At 44.1% G+C, this 14,478-nt stretch carries 13 protein-coding genes; 12 read left to right on the top strand and 1 reads right to left on the bottom strand.

The window, feature by feature from the left end; all coding sequences use genetic code 11:
* Nucleotides 1-5: 5 nt before the first annotated feature.
* Together ASD24_RS04945 and yidC are read left to right on the top strand one after the other, a co-directional pair.
* A complete protein-coding gene (locus ASD24_RS04945; RefSeq protein WP_056692293.1) occupies nucleotides 6-356 on the top strand; it encodes a hypothetical protein in 351 nt (116 codons plus the stop codon).
* Nucleotides 293-1,186 carry a membrane protein insertase YidC gene (gene yidC / locus ASD24_RS04940; RefSeq protein ID WP_056692291.1) on the top strand — a complete coding sequence of 298 codons (894 nt, stop codon included), beginning with the start codon at nucleotides 293-295 and terminating at the stop codon, nucleotides 1,184-1,186. Before ASD24_RS04945 ends, yidC begins: the two co-directional genes overlap by 64 nt.
* Before the next feature lie 77 nt (nucleotides 1,187-1,263).
* On the opposite strand, the gene ASD24_RS04935 is transcribed toward yidC, so the two are convergent.
* Nucleotides 1,264-2,376 carry a helix-turn-helix transcriptional regulator gene (locus ASD24_RS04935; protein ID WP_056692289.1) on the bottom strand — a complete coding sequence of 371 codons (1,113 nt, stop codon included), beginning with the start codon at nucleotides 2,374-2,376 and terminating at the stop codon, nucleotides 1,264-1,266.
* A gap of 277 nt (nucleotides 2,377-2,653) precedes the next feature.
* Here ASD24_RS04935 and ASD24_RS04930 point away from each other — a divergent pair, with 277 nt between their 5' ends.
* From ASD24_RS04930 to ASD24_RS30685, 10 genes are all read left to right on the top strand, one after another.
* Nucleotides 2,654-3,367, top strand: coding sequence for a class I SAM-dependent methyltransferase (locus tag ASD24_RS04930; RefSeq protein WP_235540351.1), 714 nt, complete (start codon nucleotides 2,654-2,656; stop codon nucleotides 3,365-3,367).
* A complete protein-coding gene (locus ASD24_RS04925; protein ID WP_056692287.1) occupies nucleotides 3,351-4,448 on the top strand; it encodes a saccharopine dehydrogenase family protein in 1,098 nt (365 codons plus the stop codon). The genes ASD24_RS04930 and ASD24_RS04925 overlap by 17 nt, the downstream gene beginning before the upstream one ends.
* Nucleotides 4,449-4,525: 77 nt before the next feature.
* A complete protein-coding gene (locus ASD24_RS04920; RefSeq protein ID WP_056692285.1) occupies nucleotides 4,526-4,819 on the top strand; it encodes a hypothetical protein in 294 nt (97 codons plus the stop codon).
* Between the two features lie 154 nt (nucleotides 4,820-4,973).
* The gene (locus tag ASD24_RS04915; protein ID WP_056692282.1) at nucleotides 4,974-6,266 is read left to right on the top strand and encodes an amidohydrolase; all 1,293 of its coding nucleotides are present in this window, start codon (nucleotides 4,974-4,976) and stop codon (nucleotides 6,264-6,266) included.
* Nucleotides 6,267-6,479: 213 nt separating this feature from the next.
* Complete coding sequence (locus ASD24_RS04910) at nucleotides 6,480-7,658, top strand: dockerin type I domain-containing protein (RefSeq protein ID WP_056692279.1); 1,179 nt, start codon at nucleotides 6,480-6,482, stop codon at nucleotides 7,656-7,658.
* Between the two features lie 309 nt (nucleotides 7,659-7,967).
* Entirely contained in the window at nucleotides 7,968-9,932 is a 1,965-nt protein-coding gene (locus ASD24_RS04905; RefSeq protein ID WP_056692275.1) for an S-layer homology domain-containing protein, read from the top strand.
* Nucleotides 9,933-10,356: 424 nt separating this feature from the next.
* Nucleotides 10,357-12,192 carry a UbiD family decarboxylase gene (locus tag ASD24_RS04900; protein WP_056692273.1) on the top strand — a complete coding sequence of 612 codons (1,836 nt, stop codon included), beginning with the start codon at nucleotides 10,357-10,359 and terminating at the stop codon, nucleotides 12,190-12,192.
* 292 nt (nucleotides 12,193-12,484) lie between these two features.
* A complete protein-coding gene (locus ASD24_RS04895) occupies nucleotides 12,485-13,573 on the top strand; it encodes an HD-GYP domain-containing protein (protein WP_056692270.1) in 1,089 nt (362 codons plus the stop codon).
* A gap of 205 nt (nucleotides 13,574-13,778) precedes the next feature.
* A complete protein-coding gene (locus ASD24_RS04890) occupies nucleotides 13,779-14,273 on the top strand; it encodes an SRPBCC family protein (protein ID WP_056692267.1) in 495 nt (164 codons plus the stop codon).
* A 39-nt stretch (nucleotides 14,274-14,312) separates the two neighbouring features.
* Nucleotides 14,313-14,468: a hypothetical protein gene (locus ASD24_RS30685; RefSeq protein WP_186380949.1), complete on the top strand. Its 156-nt coding sequence runs from the start codon at nucleotides 14,313-14,315 to the stop codon at nucleotides 14,466-14,468.
* Nucleotides 14,469-14,478: the final 10 nt, after the last annotated feature.

Below are 14,478 nucleotides of genomic sequence, written 5' to 3'. Positions count from 1 at the left end.
ATCCCTTGTTTGAATTACATGAGTTGTTACCTTACATTTTCTCCATCGGGCTCATCTTCACAGTAAGTTATGCATATATTGCACATCTACACTGTGGCATGACTGAGTATTGGATTGGAGATCGAGCTGGTGGTGGACTAGATCCCATTCTTCCGGCACTTTCTCTGCATAGCCAATACAGAAGAGAAGATCTAAGTCGCATGGTCAGACGAAGAGAAGCGCCAGATGAAGATGAACCGGATTGTGTGTCCTCGTTGATTGAACGTCGTACAAATCAACGAGGAGGATATATATGGATCAACAATCAAACAAGGGATTCACTTTTACATCGGGCAGGGGACGGACGTATGGGCTGATTGCGATTTTGTTCGCAGTTATGTTATTGGCCGGATGTAGCAACAATGTATCGGAGATTAATTCGACGACACCGGGATTTTTTAATCACTATATCGTGTTCCCGCTGTCTTACCTGATTCAGCACATCGCAACGATCTTTAATGGGAGCTATGGGGTTGCCATTATCGCGATTACACTGATCATTCGATTAGCCTTATTGCCTCTGATGATGCGTCAAGCGAAGTCTCAACAAGGCACACGTGTTATTATGAACGCCATGAAGCCAGAGCTTGATGCGATTAAGAAGAAGTATGAGGGCAAGAATGATGCGGCGGATCGTCAGAAGTTATCCCAGGAGACGATGGAGTTATACAAGAAGCATAAGGTTAATCCACTGAATATTGGCTGTCTGCCACTTCTGATTCAGCTGCCGATTCTGTCAGGGATCTACACTGCAATTCGGCTCACGCCGGAACTGTCGTCACATTCCTTCTTGTGGTTTAAGCTTGGTGCACCAGACTATGTACTTGCTGTTGTTGTGGCGGTCATCTATCTCATTCAAGCGAAGGTATCTCAAGCGAATATGGCACCTGAACAGCGTAAGCAGTTCGCCATTATGGGTTACCTCTCTCCGGTGATGATGGCGTTCTTCTCCTTATCAGCACCTGCTGCAATGCCGCTGTATTGGACGATCGGTGGCTCATTCTTGGTATTACAAACGTTATTGTTCCGCAAACTGTACCCAGTTGAACATCCGCAGGAGACACCCGTTGCTCCGGTGAAGAACGTTCATAACAAAAAGGCGAAAACGACCAAAACCGTTAAACCTGCGAAACCAGCAAAATCATAATGATCGGGCATGAAACCTATGCTTGAAGAGTAAGAAGCCTATTCCAAGAGCGGAGTAGGCTTCTTTTTTTAATTCATTTAATTGTCGCTTAGATGAAAACGGGAAACGAAATACCAGATTAGCTCACGGCGTGAATAGACACCTGTTTTCGCAAAAATAGATTTTAGATGATCCTGTACGGTATACGCCGAAATGAACATCGCGGCAGCGATTTCTTTGGAGGAATAGCTGCGAAGAACGTATCCAAGTAGCTCACGTTCACGATGAGATAACCCGTGACTGTCTGCCAGTAGGGGGAGTAAATCCTGTGGCATGGCTTGTTCCAAACGGATAGCAATCTGTCCAGCGCCGTCTAGTGTTCGCATACGGCTAGCATGAAGCACAAGATACCGACCATCCAACAGTTGGATGCAGGCCTTGGACTGCGAGGTAAAGGCTGCACGAGGTTCGGAACTCGTATTCAGATTAGATGGACGCAGTAGTCGACTTAGTAGATGAGAACTGACAGCACGGACTGGACGGGGAGTGACATCATCGTCTAATTGCTCCAGCGCACGTAATTGTGTCAGCCAATGTTCGGCAGCTTCATTCAGCGACAACAACTGGAAAGTAATCGATACTACCATAATCCCCGGTTCTTGAGGACTCCCGCTCAGAATCTCATCCATAAGACTCTGCTGAGTCTTACGAAGCATTCTTGCAAGAGAGCCTGTCCAGTCCTGCAAAAGTACACGTTCCTCCTCCGTAAATAGGCCAGTTTCCGTCCTGCGATATAAGGTTAGGTATCCCCAGCAAGCCCCATCACAGATCAAGACAGCACGTAGCTCATCACTGAATCCCGCTGGTTTCAAAATCGTTTCGTAGCGAGCACTTCGTTCAGATGTTTCATCTAAAGCAGCGCGAAGAATAGCTGTATGTTCGCCCGAACGAATCATATCCGCATATTTATGGAGGTCTTCTTCAGTATATTCATTCAAGAAAAGACGATCGTGTATGGCCTCAATGCCATCTTCCGTAACGGCACCTGTCGAGAGAAGGGTATGGGGATCAACCGTTGTGAAGCAATATGCATCATAAGGTATCCGAGTTTGGATATGTTGGAGAGCAGCCTCGCGGTAAGTACGAGAGGTCCAGGTTTCTTTTTCAAGATTGGTGATGGATTGCTCTTTACGTCCGATATGTACGTTCATTCTTGTTGCTCCTTTCCCCTAAGAATCCCAATGTTCTGGGATAGGAGTGCGTGGATCACGCTTCTATAATGAAAGTATATCAGTTAACACCATATTTAACACGGGAACGAAGAGAACAGGGATGACGGGAAGAGCTAAGCTAAGGATCTCTCAAGTGAGAAGGCTACTTCAAATGCATGCGTTTCTTCTAAACGTTTACTGTCATGAAGCAATGTCGGATGCAACGATCTTCCTCGTTTGTTAATTATAGATTCTCAACAAGGAGTGTAAAGCACATATGAGAGAAAAAGATGATTCACAACGAATGAGCTGGGATACAGCGGACGAGAATCGTTACGAACAATCAATAGCGATGAAAATCCCAGGTTATGCACACATGCATGACCTAATGGAACGGCTGCTTGCTGCTTCGCTAATGGATCAATCACAAGCTAGATTGCTTATTGTTGGAGCCGGTGGAGGGAAAGAGGTGACACTGCTTGGACGTCGTCATCCTGAATGGTCTTTTACAGGTATAGATCTATCAGAACCAATGCTTCAACTTGCTGCAAGACGGGTCGCCGAATTGAAGTTGGAATCTAGAGTAGACCTTCGCATGACTTCCATTGAAGCGATGTCGGAAGAGGCGATGTACGATGGCGCGACCTGTATGCTAATGCTTCATTTTGTTCAGAGCCTGGAAGCGAAAAAGAGGTTACTGCATAGTCTTGCAGCTAAACTCAAGCCTGGATCACCACTCCTTATTGCTGCAGTTAATGCCGACCTGCATTCACCTGCCTATGCAACGATAATGAACGCTTGGCGAGAACATATGCTTCTTGCCGGAATAACAGTGGATGAATGGGAACGATTCGCTGATTCCTTAGGTCAAGAGTCAGATCCTATATCATCTGAGGTGATGATTCAGTTGCTACAGGAATGCGGGTTTACCGATATTACACGATATTTCGGGTCGTTCTGGGTGGAGGGCTGTTATGCAAGACGCATCTAAGGTTGAAACGCTTAAGGATCAAATTTGGGTAGTAGGTGGGTATGGACAGGTTGGGCAAATGATATGTATTCAGCTAGGGCAAGCTTTCCCTGGAAAGGTATGGGCTGTGGGTCCGAGGTTGAATCGGGCTGAGGAATTCAGTCGATCTACGAATGGAGCTGTCCTTCCGCTCCAACTTGATGTAAGAGAGCATATCGATCCTGTGATGTTAGCTACGGTTAAGCTTGTGGTGATGTGTGTAGATCAGATGCATACTCATTTTGTCGAAGCATGTGCGGAGGCAGGAACAGATTATATGGATATTACAGCGAAATACGATTTTTTGGCTCAAGTAGAACGATTAGACGAACATATGCAGGCTAAACAAGCGACGGCGATGTTGAGTGTTGGGCTATCACCAGGAGTCACCAATCTACTCGTTCGTGAAGCTGTAGATGGCATGGATCAGACGGATGACGTAAATATTACGGTGATGTTAGGTCTTGGTGAAAAACATGGAAAAGCAGCCGTGGAGTGGACGGTGGATCAAATGAATACGACATATCAGGTTACCCAGAAGGGAGAGTATGCGGAGGTAGATAGTTTTGACGACGGCAGATGGGTTGATTTTGGAGAACAACTTGGACGTAGAAAAGCGTATCGATTTAATTTCTCCGACCAGCATGTCGTAGCTCGTACATTACAGATTCCAACGGTTTCTACCAGGCTGTGTCTGGACTCTCGATGGATTACAAGAGCGATGTCACTTGCCAAACGTGTAGGGATATTCCGATTGTTGCGTATTTCTTCGATTCGTAATGCTACGGTTAAGGCATTTGGTCTGATTCCAGGCGGCGAAGAAATGTATGCTGTTAAGGTCGACGCAAAAGGATGGACGAATGGAAAACCTATTGTAATGGAGCAGCTTATTGTTGGACAGCGCGAAGCGGATGTGACGGCAGCGGTTGCAGCAGCTACGGCGGAAAAGATGTATCAAGAGAAGCTTTCCCCCGGTGTATTTCATATCGAGCAGGTGCTCTCCATTCAGGATATACAGCGTGTGCTTCATACACCACTCCAGATTACAACGAGGATTAGTTAGTATATAGGCCGATTTTGCTCAACCCCTTCGACTTCTGTTATCATAACTTCAAGATGATGTGAGGACGGAGGGAGATCATGAGCACGATTGCTGTATTACCTTATTACAAAATACAGAGAGAATTGACGAGTCTCGCACAGGAAATCGTATCCAGTGACCGTTCGATGATCCTATACGAAGACAAGATTGTAACTCAGTATCGCGAGTTTAAGATTACAGAAGTGTTCGACATGTCCTTTCGCAGAATGGGGAATGAGGGTGGTTTCTTTTATCTGCATACAAGCACTGGGGTTTATCCATATATGGTCAAAATCGATCCCAAGCCCTTCATTCAGAAATTTCGGACAATAACATCTAAGCGATTAACCTAAGAACAATCTTATTGGCGTACTTTCACAAAAGACCGCAAAGTGAGGGATCGTCGATGATTGCTCGTATCCTATTTCTTTCTTGACCTTCACGTTACGTTAAGCCTTATCCTCAGTTTGGAAGATCAACACCAAACGAAGAGGAGCTGTAAATAGAATGAGTATCTTGATTAAGCAAGCGATGATTATGACGATGAACGATAACGATGCCCCCTTTATGGGGGATATTCGTGTTGAAGGAGATCGGATTGTTGAGATTGCGACTCATATCACGAGTCAACCGGGAGATGAAGTGATTCATGGAAAAGACATGCTCGCTATGCCTGGACTAATAAATGCACATCAACATTCTCCCATGAGTTTGTTGCGCGGTTTCTCGGATGATCTGAAGCTTATGGATTGGCTAGATCGCAAAATGCTGCCTGCAGAAGCAAATATGACTCCTGAAGATATATATTGGGGCGCGCAGTTGTCCCATGCTGAGATGATTAGGTCTGGCACAACAGCGTATGCCGATATGTACGTACACATGAATGAGATAGCAGAGGCTGTGACGTTAACCGGGATTCGAGCTTCGTTAACACGTGGCATGGTGTTTATGGAAGATGATGGTGGGCGCAGGCTGCAGGAAGCCATTGATCTTGTTAAGCGTTGGTCGGGTAAGGCGGAAGGACGAATCACAACCATGTACGGGCCGCACTCCCCTTATACCTGTGCACCGGAACCACTGCGGGATGTAATTACCATGGCAGAGAAAGAGAATGTCCCTATCCATATACATTTGGCTGAGACAAGAGAAGAAGTGATCAAGATACAGGAACGATACGGGGTAACACCAACCGAATATCTTAAGAATCTAGGGATGTTCGAACAGGCTCATGTGCTGCTAGCTCACGCTGTTCATTTGGATCGACAAGATGTTGAACGGTTAAAAGGAATGCGTGGAGGGGTATCTCATAACCCAGTGAGTAATCTGAAGCTCGGCTGCGGCATTGCCCCTATAACCGAAATGATGGCGCAAGGGATTCAAGTCGGACTTGGCACGGACGGGGCAGGAAGTGCGACAACGGTTGATATGTTCGAGGAAATCAAGGCAGCGACCTGGTTGCAAAAACTCGATTACGGTGATCCTACACGTTTACCGGCAGGCAAGGTGCTACAGATGGCTACCCGTGGGAGTGCAGGGTTGTTAAATCTGGAAGAGCAGGTGGGGGTATTGGAAGTAGGACGCAAAGCGGATATCATTTTAATAGATCTGTCAAAACCACATCTGCAACCTGTGCATAATCTGGAGTCCCTAGTGGCCTACAGTGTGAATGGTGCGGATGTAGATACAACCATTGTAAACGGTGAAATCTTGATGAGAGGCAGACAGCTACTTACGATTGATGAAGAAATACTATTTCACGAGGCTCGTACACGCGCTAAACGGATTGTTGAAGGAATCTAAAATATCTACTGGAAAAATAATTTAATGGAAATAAATGCCTTTTATAGAACCTGGATTATAAATTAAGCGTCTCGAACATACCGTTCGCGGCGCTTTTTGTCGTTATTGGTTGGAAAATGCAGAAATTTGATGTTCAGAATTGGTCCAGAATTGCTCACTATACTGAACATATAGTTGTTCAAATTTGAAGGTTAATCAAGGAGGAACATGAACGTGAAGGGGAAAACAGACAAAAAACAACTTGCTCCGTTGATGAAAAAAAGCATGTTAACTGTGCTCGGATTAAGTATAGCTTTACCGTTTGGTGGATCGCTTCCTCAGGCTACTGCTGATGCTGGGCCTGAGCAGGTTTTTATTAAGGGATCTGTTTTGAACGATAGAATTGTATGGTTGAACAATTCATCAGATAACTTTGATACGGGATTGACAGATATTTGGGTTAATCATTCAGAGGTTTCTATTGACCTAAGCCAACACTTCCCAATTAATTATTTTAAGGATTTCTCTGCGAGTTCAGATAATCCTCAAGTCGCACAGGCTTATGTATCAAATAATCGACTGTATGTAATCCCATCTAAGGCGGGAACTGTGAATATTAAGTTGACTGCAAGACATGCCGTGTCTGATGAAGAGGTTTCGGACTATATTAGACTTTATGTTAATAAGCAAGGCGATGTTAACAATGACGGAAAAGTAAATTCAACAGATGCAGTTGAAATTCTTCGTTACATCCGAAATGAAGTGGTACAACGCTCTAGTATCTCCAACCTAAGACTTAACAGGTTAGACGTGGATCGGGATGGAGAAGTGCAATGGTCAGACGCACGTATCCTGATGGAGAAATATACGATCAAGCAGTTAGGTGCGGAGAATAAAAATGTTGTGTTGACATTTGAACAGGCGACTGATGCTCCTTATGCACTAAATGGGAAAATCATGGGTGACATGAACATAGGAAGTGTATTGACGAGTAGGTTCGAGTATTATGATTTTGATAATCCTACCGATGCGCCAGGAAATACCATTTATCAATGGTACCGGTCATCCGATGCTGAAGGGTTGAATAAAACGGAAATTGCTCAAGCGACCACTAGGGATTATACAATTACGTCAGAGGACGAGAACAAGTATCTCTTTTTAGAGAGTACACCGTTTACTTCATTTGGTAGAAAAGGTAATAAACTGCTTATCCCAGCCTCGGGGTCTGTAACTAAGGACGGGTTGAATGATTTTATCCAAAGCCTTAGTCCGCCAAATGGTTCCGTTGGTGTGGAAGTGAATGGAACGATAGAGGTTACTTATAAGAAAACACTAAATCCATACGCTATGGATGAATTTATGATAAAAGAGTTATCTTCGGGTAATATAGTTGCAACATATAGCGGTTCCTAAGATTATGAAATAATAGGCAATAAATTAATAATAACCTTGAAAAACTTGTTACCTAATACCTCATACTCGGTTGAAATCCCACAACATGTAATATATGTTTTGAACGAAGACGATCTTCCTACTGGTGCAGTGAGTACAGGTTTCCAACCAGGCGAAGTTCCGTGGACATTTAAAACGAAAGAAGGGGAACAGTCACCTCCTTGATTAAGCATTTTAACGTGTTAAAAAAACTTAATTCTAAGATCTTAATTTTATATAAGTAGCTTAAGCATGTAATTGTTATATCAATATAATCACGGAGGTTATCACATGATTCAACCGAGTAAGAAGCGTGCAAAAGTCAAAAGAACGATGTCTGGCTTAATTGCTCTCTCGCTCTTTTCATCACTCGCATTGCCGAGTATCGCAGGAGCAGCACCATCCGAGTCGTTTAAGATTCAAATTGATAATGTCAGCGTACAAGTAGGACAGTCGGTTCATGTGCCTGTAACTTTGAAAAAACCAGAACGCAATGAGGTAACCAGTTACAATATGCAGGTTGACTATGATTCAACTGCTCTGGAAATTGTTCGCATCACCCCGAAATATGGAAATAATGAGTTTCCTGGCTGTGCAGAGGACACGGAAGGTTGCTTCCAGTATTTTTATGATAATCAATCCGGTTTTGTTCGGATCATCTGGGCAGATTTTACGGGTGGGGAACACAACATTTCCTCCGAACAGCAACTTTTTGATATCGAATTTAAGGCGAAGAGCAATGCCACCTCAGGTGTCAAACAGCTCACCATTCAAAATGACTCTGAACATTGGAACTTCAGTAATTCAATCTATCAACAACCTGCTGAATGGTCAGGCGGAGCGATTACGATTACAGGTGGAGGTTCATCTGGTGGTGGGAATTCGGGCACGCCTACACCGTCCAACCCGTCTACACCACCTACATCGTCTACAGGCGGAACACCTTCTACAAGTACAACATCGCCGGCAGCTACAACGACTCCTACAACGCCTGCAGTAACCAAAGGTGTAGATATTTATGTCAATGGACTGAAACAGGAGCAGTCGGCAACGGCTTCCACATCAACTATTGGTAATCAGGTGACGACTACTGTGAAGGTGGATAATGAGAAGGTTATTACTCAAATCGGCAGTGGCCTAAGATCGGTCATGCTCCCAATTACCGGTACAGGTGCTGACAAAGTAGTTGGTGAACTGAATGGTAAACTGGTGAAAGCGATGGATGGAAAAGATGCAGAGCTTATCCTCCAAACGGATTTTGGTACGTACACACTTCCGGCGAACCAGCTGGAAATTGATCGACTTGCGTCTGAACTAGGAGCAGGTTCATCACTAGACAATATCGTTATTCAGCTGACGGTTTCCAAAAGCTCTGAAACCACTAAAGCCATTGTGGAAGCAGCGGCAGCCAAACAAAGTAACACAAACATCGTTGGTTCACCTATCGATTTTGAAGTTAGAGCAACTGTAGGTGAGAAGCAAGTTCAAGTGAATCAGTTCGACACGTATGTAGAACGCACAATTACACTACCAGATGATATTGACCCTACCAAAATCACGACCGGAGTAGTGCTGCTATCTGATGGAAGTGTGTTACATGTACCTACCAAAGTAAGTAATACAGACGGTCACTATTCGGCTGTTATTAACAGTCTGACCAATAGCACGTACGCATTGGTGTATCATCAGGCCACATTTGACGATATCGCATCACATTGGAGTCGTAACGATGTGGAGGATCTCGCGTCCCGTATGATTATCCAGGGAACATCAGAAGGTACTTTTGCGCCAGATCGCAGCATTACACGTGCAGAGTTCACGGCAGTTCTTCTGCGTAGTCTTGGGTTGCATACTCCAAAAGGAACAGAAGCGATTGCATTCTCGGATGTTTCGGAGAGTAGTTGGTATGCGGATGAAGTGCAGACGGCGGTTTCCTATGGTCTAGTGAACGGTTATTCAGATGATAGCTTCCGTCCAAGTGGTGTTATTACACGCGCAGAAGCGTTAACGATCATATCTCGTGCCATGAATTTAGTGGAATTGGAACAAGCTTCCTCATCTGAGACGGCAGCGTTGTTAAGTTCCTATACCGATGGAAATAGCGTACAGACGTGGGCTGCAGATCCGGTGGCATCAGCCATTAAACAAGGCTTGGTAGAAGGCAGTGACGGCAAATTAATGGCGAGTTCATCCATTAGTCGTTCTCAAACTGTAGCTATTGTTAAACGTCTCTTGAGCAAGGCAGGGCTTATTTAAGTAAAAGAGTATGCTTAATATACTTGATAGAATTTAAAGAGAGTGCTCGTCCCGATAGGGGCGAGGATTTTTTTGTTCCGATGTAGTAAAGGGTCACAGTTACACGTTGCCCAATCATATTGCGTTTGTCGAAGCAGCAGGACATCTGATAATATAGAGTAGGTGAATCCGATTCGCAACTCTTATGAATTATTTGTATGTAAAGAGATAGATAGAATCATTCCGATGAATATCAATCCCTGATTAAATCAACTATAGAAACTGATAAATGGTTTAATATGGAGAGATTTGTAGTAAAGCTGCTCAAAGCACATCGTGCATTCAGGCTGTGCCAGGTACATGTCTGCTAATGTATGTGAATAGTTGAACATAACAATACTTATATAATCTTATCTCAGAATCTATTGAAGAATGGAGCCGTCCGATGAAATATCGCAATATGGAAGATTGTATTAACGATCTGGAGCAGCATGGACATCTGATTCGTGTGAAGGAAGAGGTTGATCCGGATCTAGAGATGGCAGCGATTCATATGAAAGTGTTTGAAGCTCAAGGGCCTGCGTTGTTATTTGAACAGGTAAAAGGTTCTAAGTTCCGGGCACTTTCCAACCTTTTTGGCAACATGGAACGCAGTAAATTTCTATTCCGTGAGACGCTTGAAGGTGTGCAACGTGTCATGGAGGTACGGGGAGACCCGATGAAAGCCTTGAAAAGGCCTTTTGCCCATATGGGGACAGCTCTCGCTGCTTGGCAAGCGTTGCCTAAGCAAAAATCGATTAGCTTGCCGGTGTCTGCTCAGGAGATTCAAATCTCTGATTTGCCATTGATTAAGCATTGGCCGATGGATGGAGGCGCATTTGTTACGTTGCCGCAAGTCTATTCGGAGGATCCAGACAAACCAGGCATTATGAACTCTAACTTAGGGATGTACCGTGTACAGCTTAGTGGCAATGAGTATGAAATGAACAAGGAGATCGGATTGCATTACCAGATTCATCGGGGAATCGGTGTGCATCAGGCGAAAGCGGTCAAAAAGGGAGAGCCATTAAAAGTTAGTATTTTCATCGGTGGACCACCTGCGCATACGTTATCTGCTGTAATGCCGCTGCCCGAAGGACTTAGTGAAATGACCTTTGCCGGACTGCTTGCCGGACGCCGTTTCCGCTATAGTTACAAGGATGGTTATTGCATCAGTAACGATGCTGATTTTGTTATTACAGGAGACATTTATCCTGGAGAAACGAAACCTGAGGGACCCTTCGGTGACCATCTTGGATACTATAGTCTCACACATGAGTTCCCACTAATGAGAGTGCACAAGGTGTATGCTAAACCGAATGCGATTTGGCCATTTACTGTCGTTGGTCGTCCACCTCAGGAGGATACGGCATTTGGTGACTTGATTCACGAAATAACAGGTGACGCAATCAAGCAGGAGATTCCAGGTGTTAAAGAAGTACATGCCGTCGATGCTGCGGGTGTACACCCGCTCTTGTTTGCAATCGGAAGTGAGCGCTATACACCGTACCAAGTGGTCAAACAACCAACAGAGCTACTGACCATCGCTAACCGTATTCTGGGCACAGGACAGCTTAGTTTAGCGAAGTATCTATTTATTACAGCTGAGGATCAACAACCGTTGAGCACCCATCGGGAGGTTGAATTCCTGACTTATATCTTAGAGCGGTTAAATCTGAAGAGAGATATCCATTTCTATACGAATACAACAATGGATACACTCGATTATTCGGGTACGGGCTTGAATAGCGGGAGCAAGGTTGTTTTTGCAGCTTATGGAGATCCAGTCAGAGAGTTGTGCAAGGAAGTGCCTGAGACATTGAAGGGAATCCGTGGCTATGAAAATCCTCAACTGGTCATGCCGGGAATTGTGTCCTTGCAGACATCGCCGTTCATTAGTTATGAAGATACTGTGAAGGAAATGGATGCATTTACGACATTGCTGAAGGAGAAGGGGGACATGTCTTCGTGTCCAATGATTATTTTGTGCGACGATAGCACATTCATCAGCGAGAACCTCAGTAATTTCTTATGGGCAACATTTACCCGCAGTAATCCATCCCATGATATGTACGGGGTTAACAGCGGATATGAGAACAAACATTGGGGTTGTGACCAGATCATTATTGACGCACGTGTGAAGCCACATCAAGCTCCGCCACTCATTGCTGATCCAGCGGTAGAGAAAAGAATAGAACGCTTATTTGCCAAAGGTGGAAGCCTCGCTTCCATTAAGATCTAATCAACTTAATTGAACTCGATGAGCAGTCCAAACACTTCATTTGGGCTGCTTCTCACATACATAAATGAAGGCGCTTAACATTATATAGCTAATTCGCGGTTAATTAGCATTTTTATCGTAATGCGCATGAGAATAAAGTCTTAGATATTCGTGTTTCCCGTTGTGATTAAGGTCATAAGAACTATGGATAAAATGGTCGAAAAACTCGATATAAAGAAGTAGAGGGATTTTTGGAACCCATGTTACGTGGGAGCCGTTGACTATAAATGAAACATTCAGGGGGAATACCGAGTTGAGAATCCATATTATGAACCTGCAAGACGGGGATCGTCTGACTGCTGACACGTTTAGCGATGCAGGATTACACGTTTTGGGTCAAGGGACTGTACTAAAAAGTGAGGATATTACCTTACTGATGCAGCACCGTGTGGACTATGTGGATATCGAACCACGCGAGGAAGAAATTACAGAAGCTGAATTTTTTGCAGCCGCTGCGGTACATTCGACTAGAATGAATGGAGATATACCTCCCGAAGAAGAAATGAAATCGCAATTTGTGCAAACCGTACATAATTATCAATCTGCTTTTCTTGAGGCGCTCACTGTGGGGAAATTTAACGCCACGATGGTAGACGATGCACTACAGCCAATGGTTGAAGGTTTGGATGAGCAAAAGGACGTTGTTCACTTGCTGATGATGCTGGAGCGGGACGATGTAAATAACTACACACATTCCATTCAAGTTGGATTGTTGTCCTTCTATATGGCTACTTGGTTGGGATACTCCCCAAAAGAATGTTACCAAATTAGCCGCGGGGGATACCTGCACGATATCGGGAAATGCAAAGTATCTCATCGCATCCGGAGTAAGACGGAACCTTTAACACCAGATGAGCAGTTAGAGTATCAGCGCCACACCATCTATGGGCATGACATTATTAAGAGCTCCATGAGAGATGAGGCAACAGCCCTTGTTGCACTCCAGCATCATGAACGTGAAGATGGCTCAGGATATCCAATGCAGATCAAGAAAGACGAGATACATCCATATACCCAAATCGTCTCAGTAGCGGATGTTTACATCAGTATGAGATCAGGGGATTTCGGAAGTAGTAATCCAAACTTGATCAACAATCTGCGCGATATTTATTCCATGGGCTTCGGTAAATTGAATGAAAAGCCAGTTCAGGCGTTAATGCAGCATTTATTACCTAACTTTATTGGTAAACAAGTGTTGCTTAGCAATGGAGAGAAGGGGGTTATTGTTATGAATAATCCATCTGATATCTTCAAGCCATTGATTAAAGTGGAATCAGAGCAGTACCGCGACCTGTCCAAGGAACGTAGTCTCTCGATCGACGACTTAATTATTAACAGCTAATTTCAGCAAATTAGGAATGATAGATAAGAAGTTGAAAGAGTCTCCTGTATAATCGGGAGGCTTTTTTTGCATCATTTAATTTTTCAGCTATTACATTGTTCTTCCAACCGAGGAACGGTATACTTTCCCTGAACCTTATGATTCTATCAACGAAGTTCACCCTCATTCAGCGTATTATTGTGAACATCCAAAAGGGGAGATCTACTTGATTCAAGTTGTAACGGAGATAACCATTAACGCGCCAATTGAGCGATGCTTCGATGCTGCTCGTGACATTGATTTACATACGCAGACCGTATGGGGACATACCCGTGAACAAGCAGTTTCGGGGGTGACTACAGGTCTTATTGGGGATGGAGATACGGTAACTTTCGAAGCGACACATTTAGGAGTACGTCAGAGATTGACCTCTGAGATTGCAGAGTATGAGCGTCCCTATCGTTTTGTTGACCAGATGCTGAACGGTGCTTTCAAAAGTATGCGTCATGAACATAGCTTCACCCAGCTGGATGACCAGACTACACGTATGATCGATACGCTTAAATTTGAGGCGCCTCTTGGTGTTCTGGGTTGGATTGCTGAACGAATTGTATTGAAACGATATATGACGGCATTCTTAGAGAGTCGAAATCGGAAGTTGAAGACCATTGTGGAGTCAGGTTATGTCATACCCGTCTATAATGACAATAGTCAAATATGAATATACGGACAAATAAAAGTAACTAAGGAGCGATCTCTTATGGAAAATGGATATTTTGTCGGCTGGGGAACACTTGCTTTGATTAATGCCGGACTTGCACAAGGGAAAAACAGAAGTGGTTTAAACTGGTTCCTGCTTTCCCTGTTGCTTGGTCCGTTAGCAACGCTATTTCTCGTTTTATCGAGTAAATATTAGACGCCGAGTA

Origin of the sequence: Paenibacillus sp. Root52 (assembly GCF_001426865.1) — a bacterium.
Lineage (GTDB): Bacteria > Bacillota > Bacilli > Paenibacillales > Paenibacillaceae > Paenibacillus.
Note: the sequence above shows the minus strand (reverse complement) of the source record. Positions and strands in the feature narration are given on the sequence as shown.

Excerpts from the sequence above, each read along its gene's own strand:
- yidC (WP_056692291.1), top strand. The coding sequence starts at position 293 with ATGGATCAACAATCAAACAAGGGATTCACTTTTACATCGGGCAGGGGA.
- ASD24_RS04900 (WP_056692273.1), top strand. The coding sequence starts at position 10,357 with ATGAAATATCGCAATATGGAAGATTGTATTAACGATCTGGAGCAGCAT.
- ASD24_RS04935 (WP_056692289.1), bottom strand. The coding sequence starts at position 2,376 with ATGAACGTACATATCGGACGTAAAGAGCAATCCATCACCAATCTTGAA.
- ASD24_RS04915 (WP_056692282.1), top strand. The coding sequence starts at position 4,974 with ATGAGTATCTTGATTAAGCAAGCGATGATTATGACGATGAACGATAAC.
- ASD24_RS30685 (WP_186380949.1), top strand. The coding sequence starts at position 14,313 with ATGGAAAATGGATATTTTGTCGGCTGGGGAACACTTGCTTTGATTAAT.
- ASD24_RS04905 (WP_056692275.1), top strand. The coding sequence starts at position 7,968 with ATGATTCAACCGAGTAAGAAGCGTGCAAAAGTCAAAAGAACGATGTCT.
- ASD24_RS04930 (WP_235540351.1), top strand. The coding sequence starts at position 2,654 with ATGAGAGAAAAAGATGATTCACAACGAATGAGCTGGGATACAGCGGAC.
- ASD24_RS04920 (WP_056692285.1), top strand. The coding sequence starts at position 4,526 with ATGAGCACGATTGCTGTATTACCTTATTACAAAATACAGAGAGAATTG.
- ASD24_RS04925 (WP_056692287.1), top strand. The coding sequence starts at position 3,351 with ATGCAAGACGCATCTAAGGTTGAAACGCTTAAGGATCAAATTTGGGTA.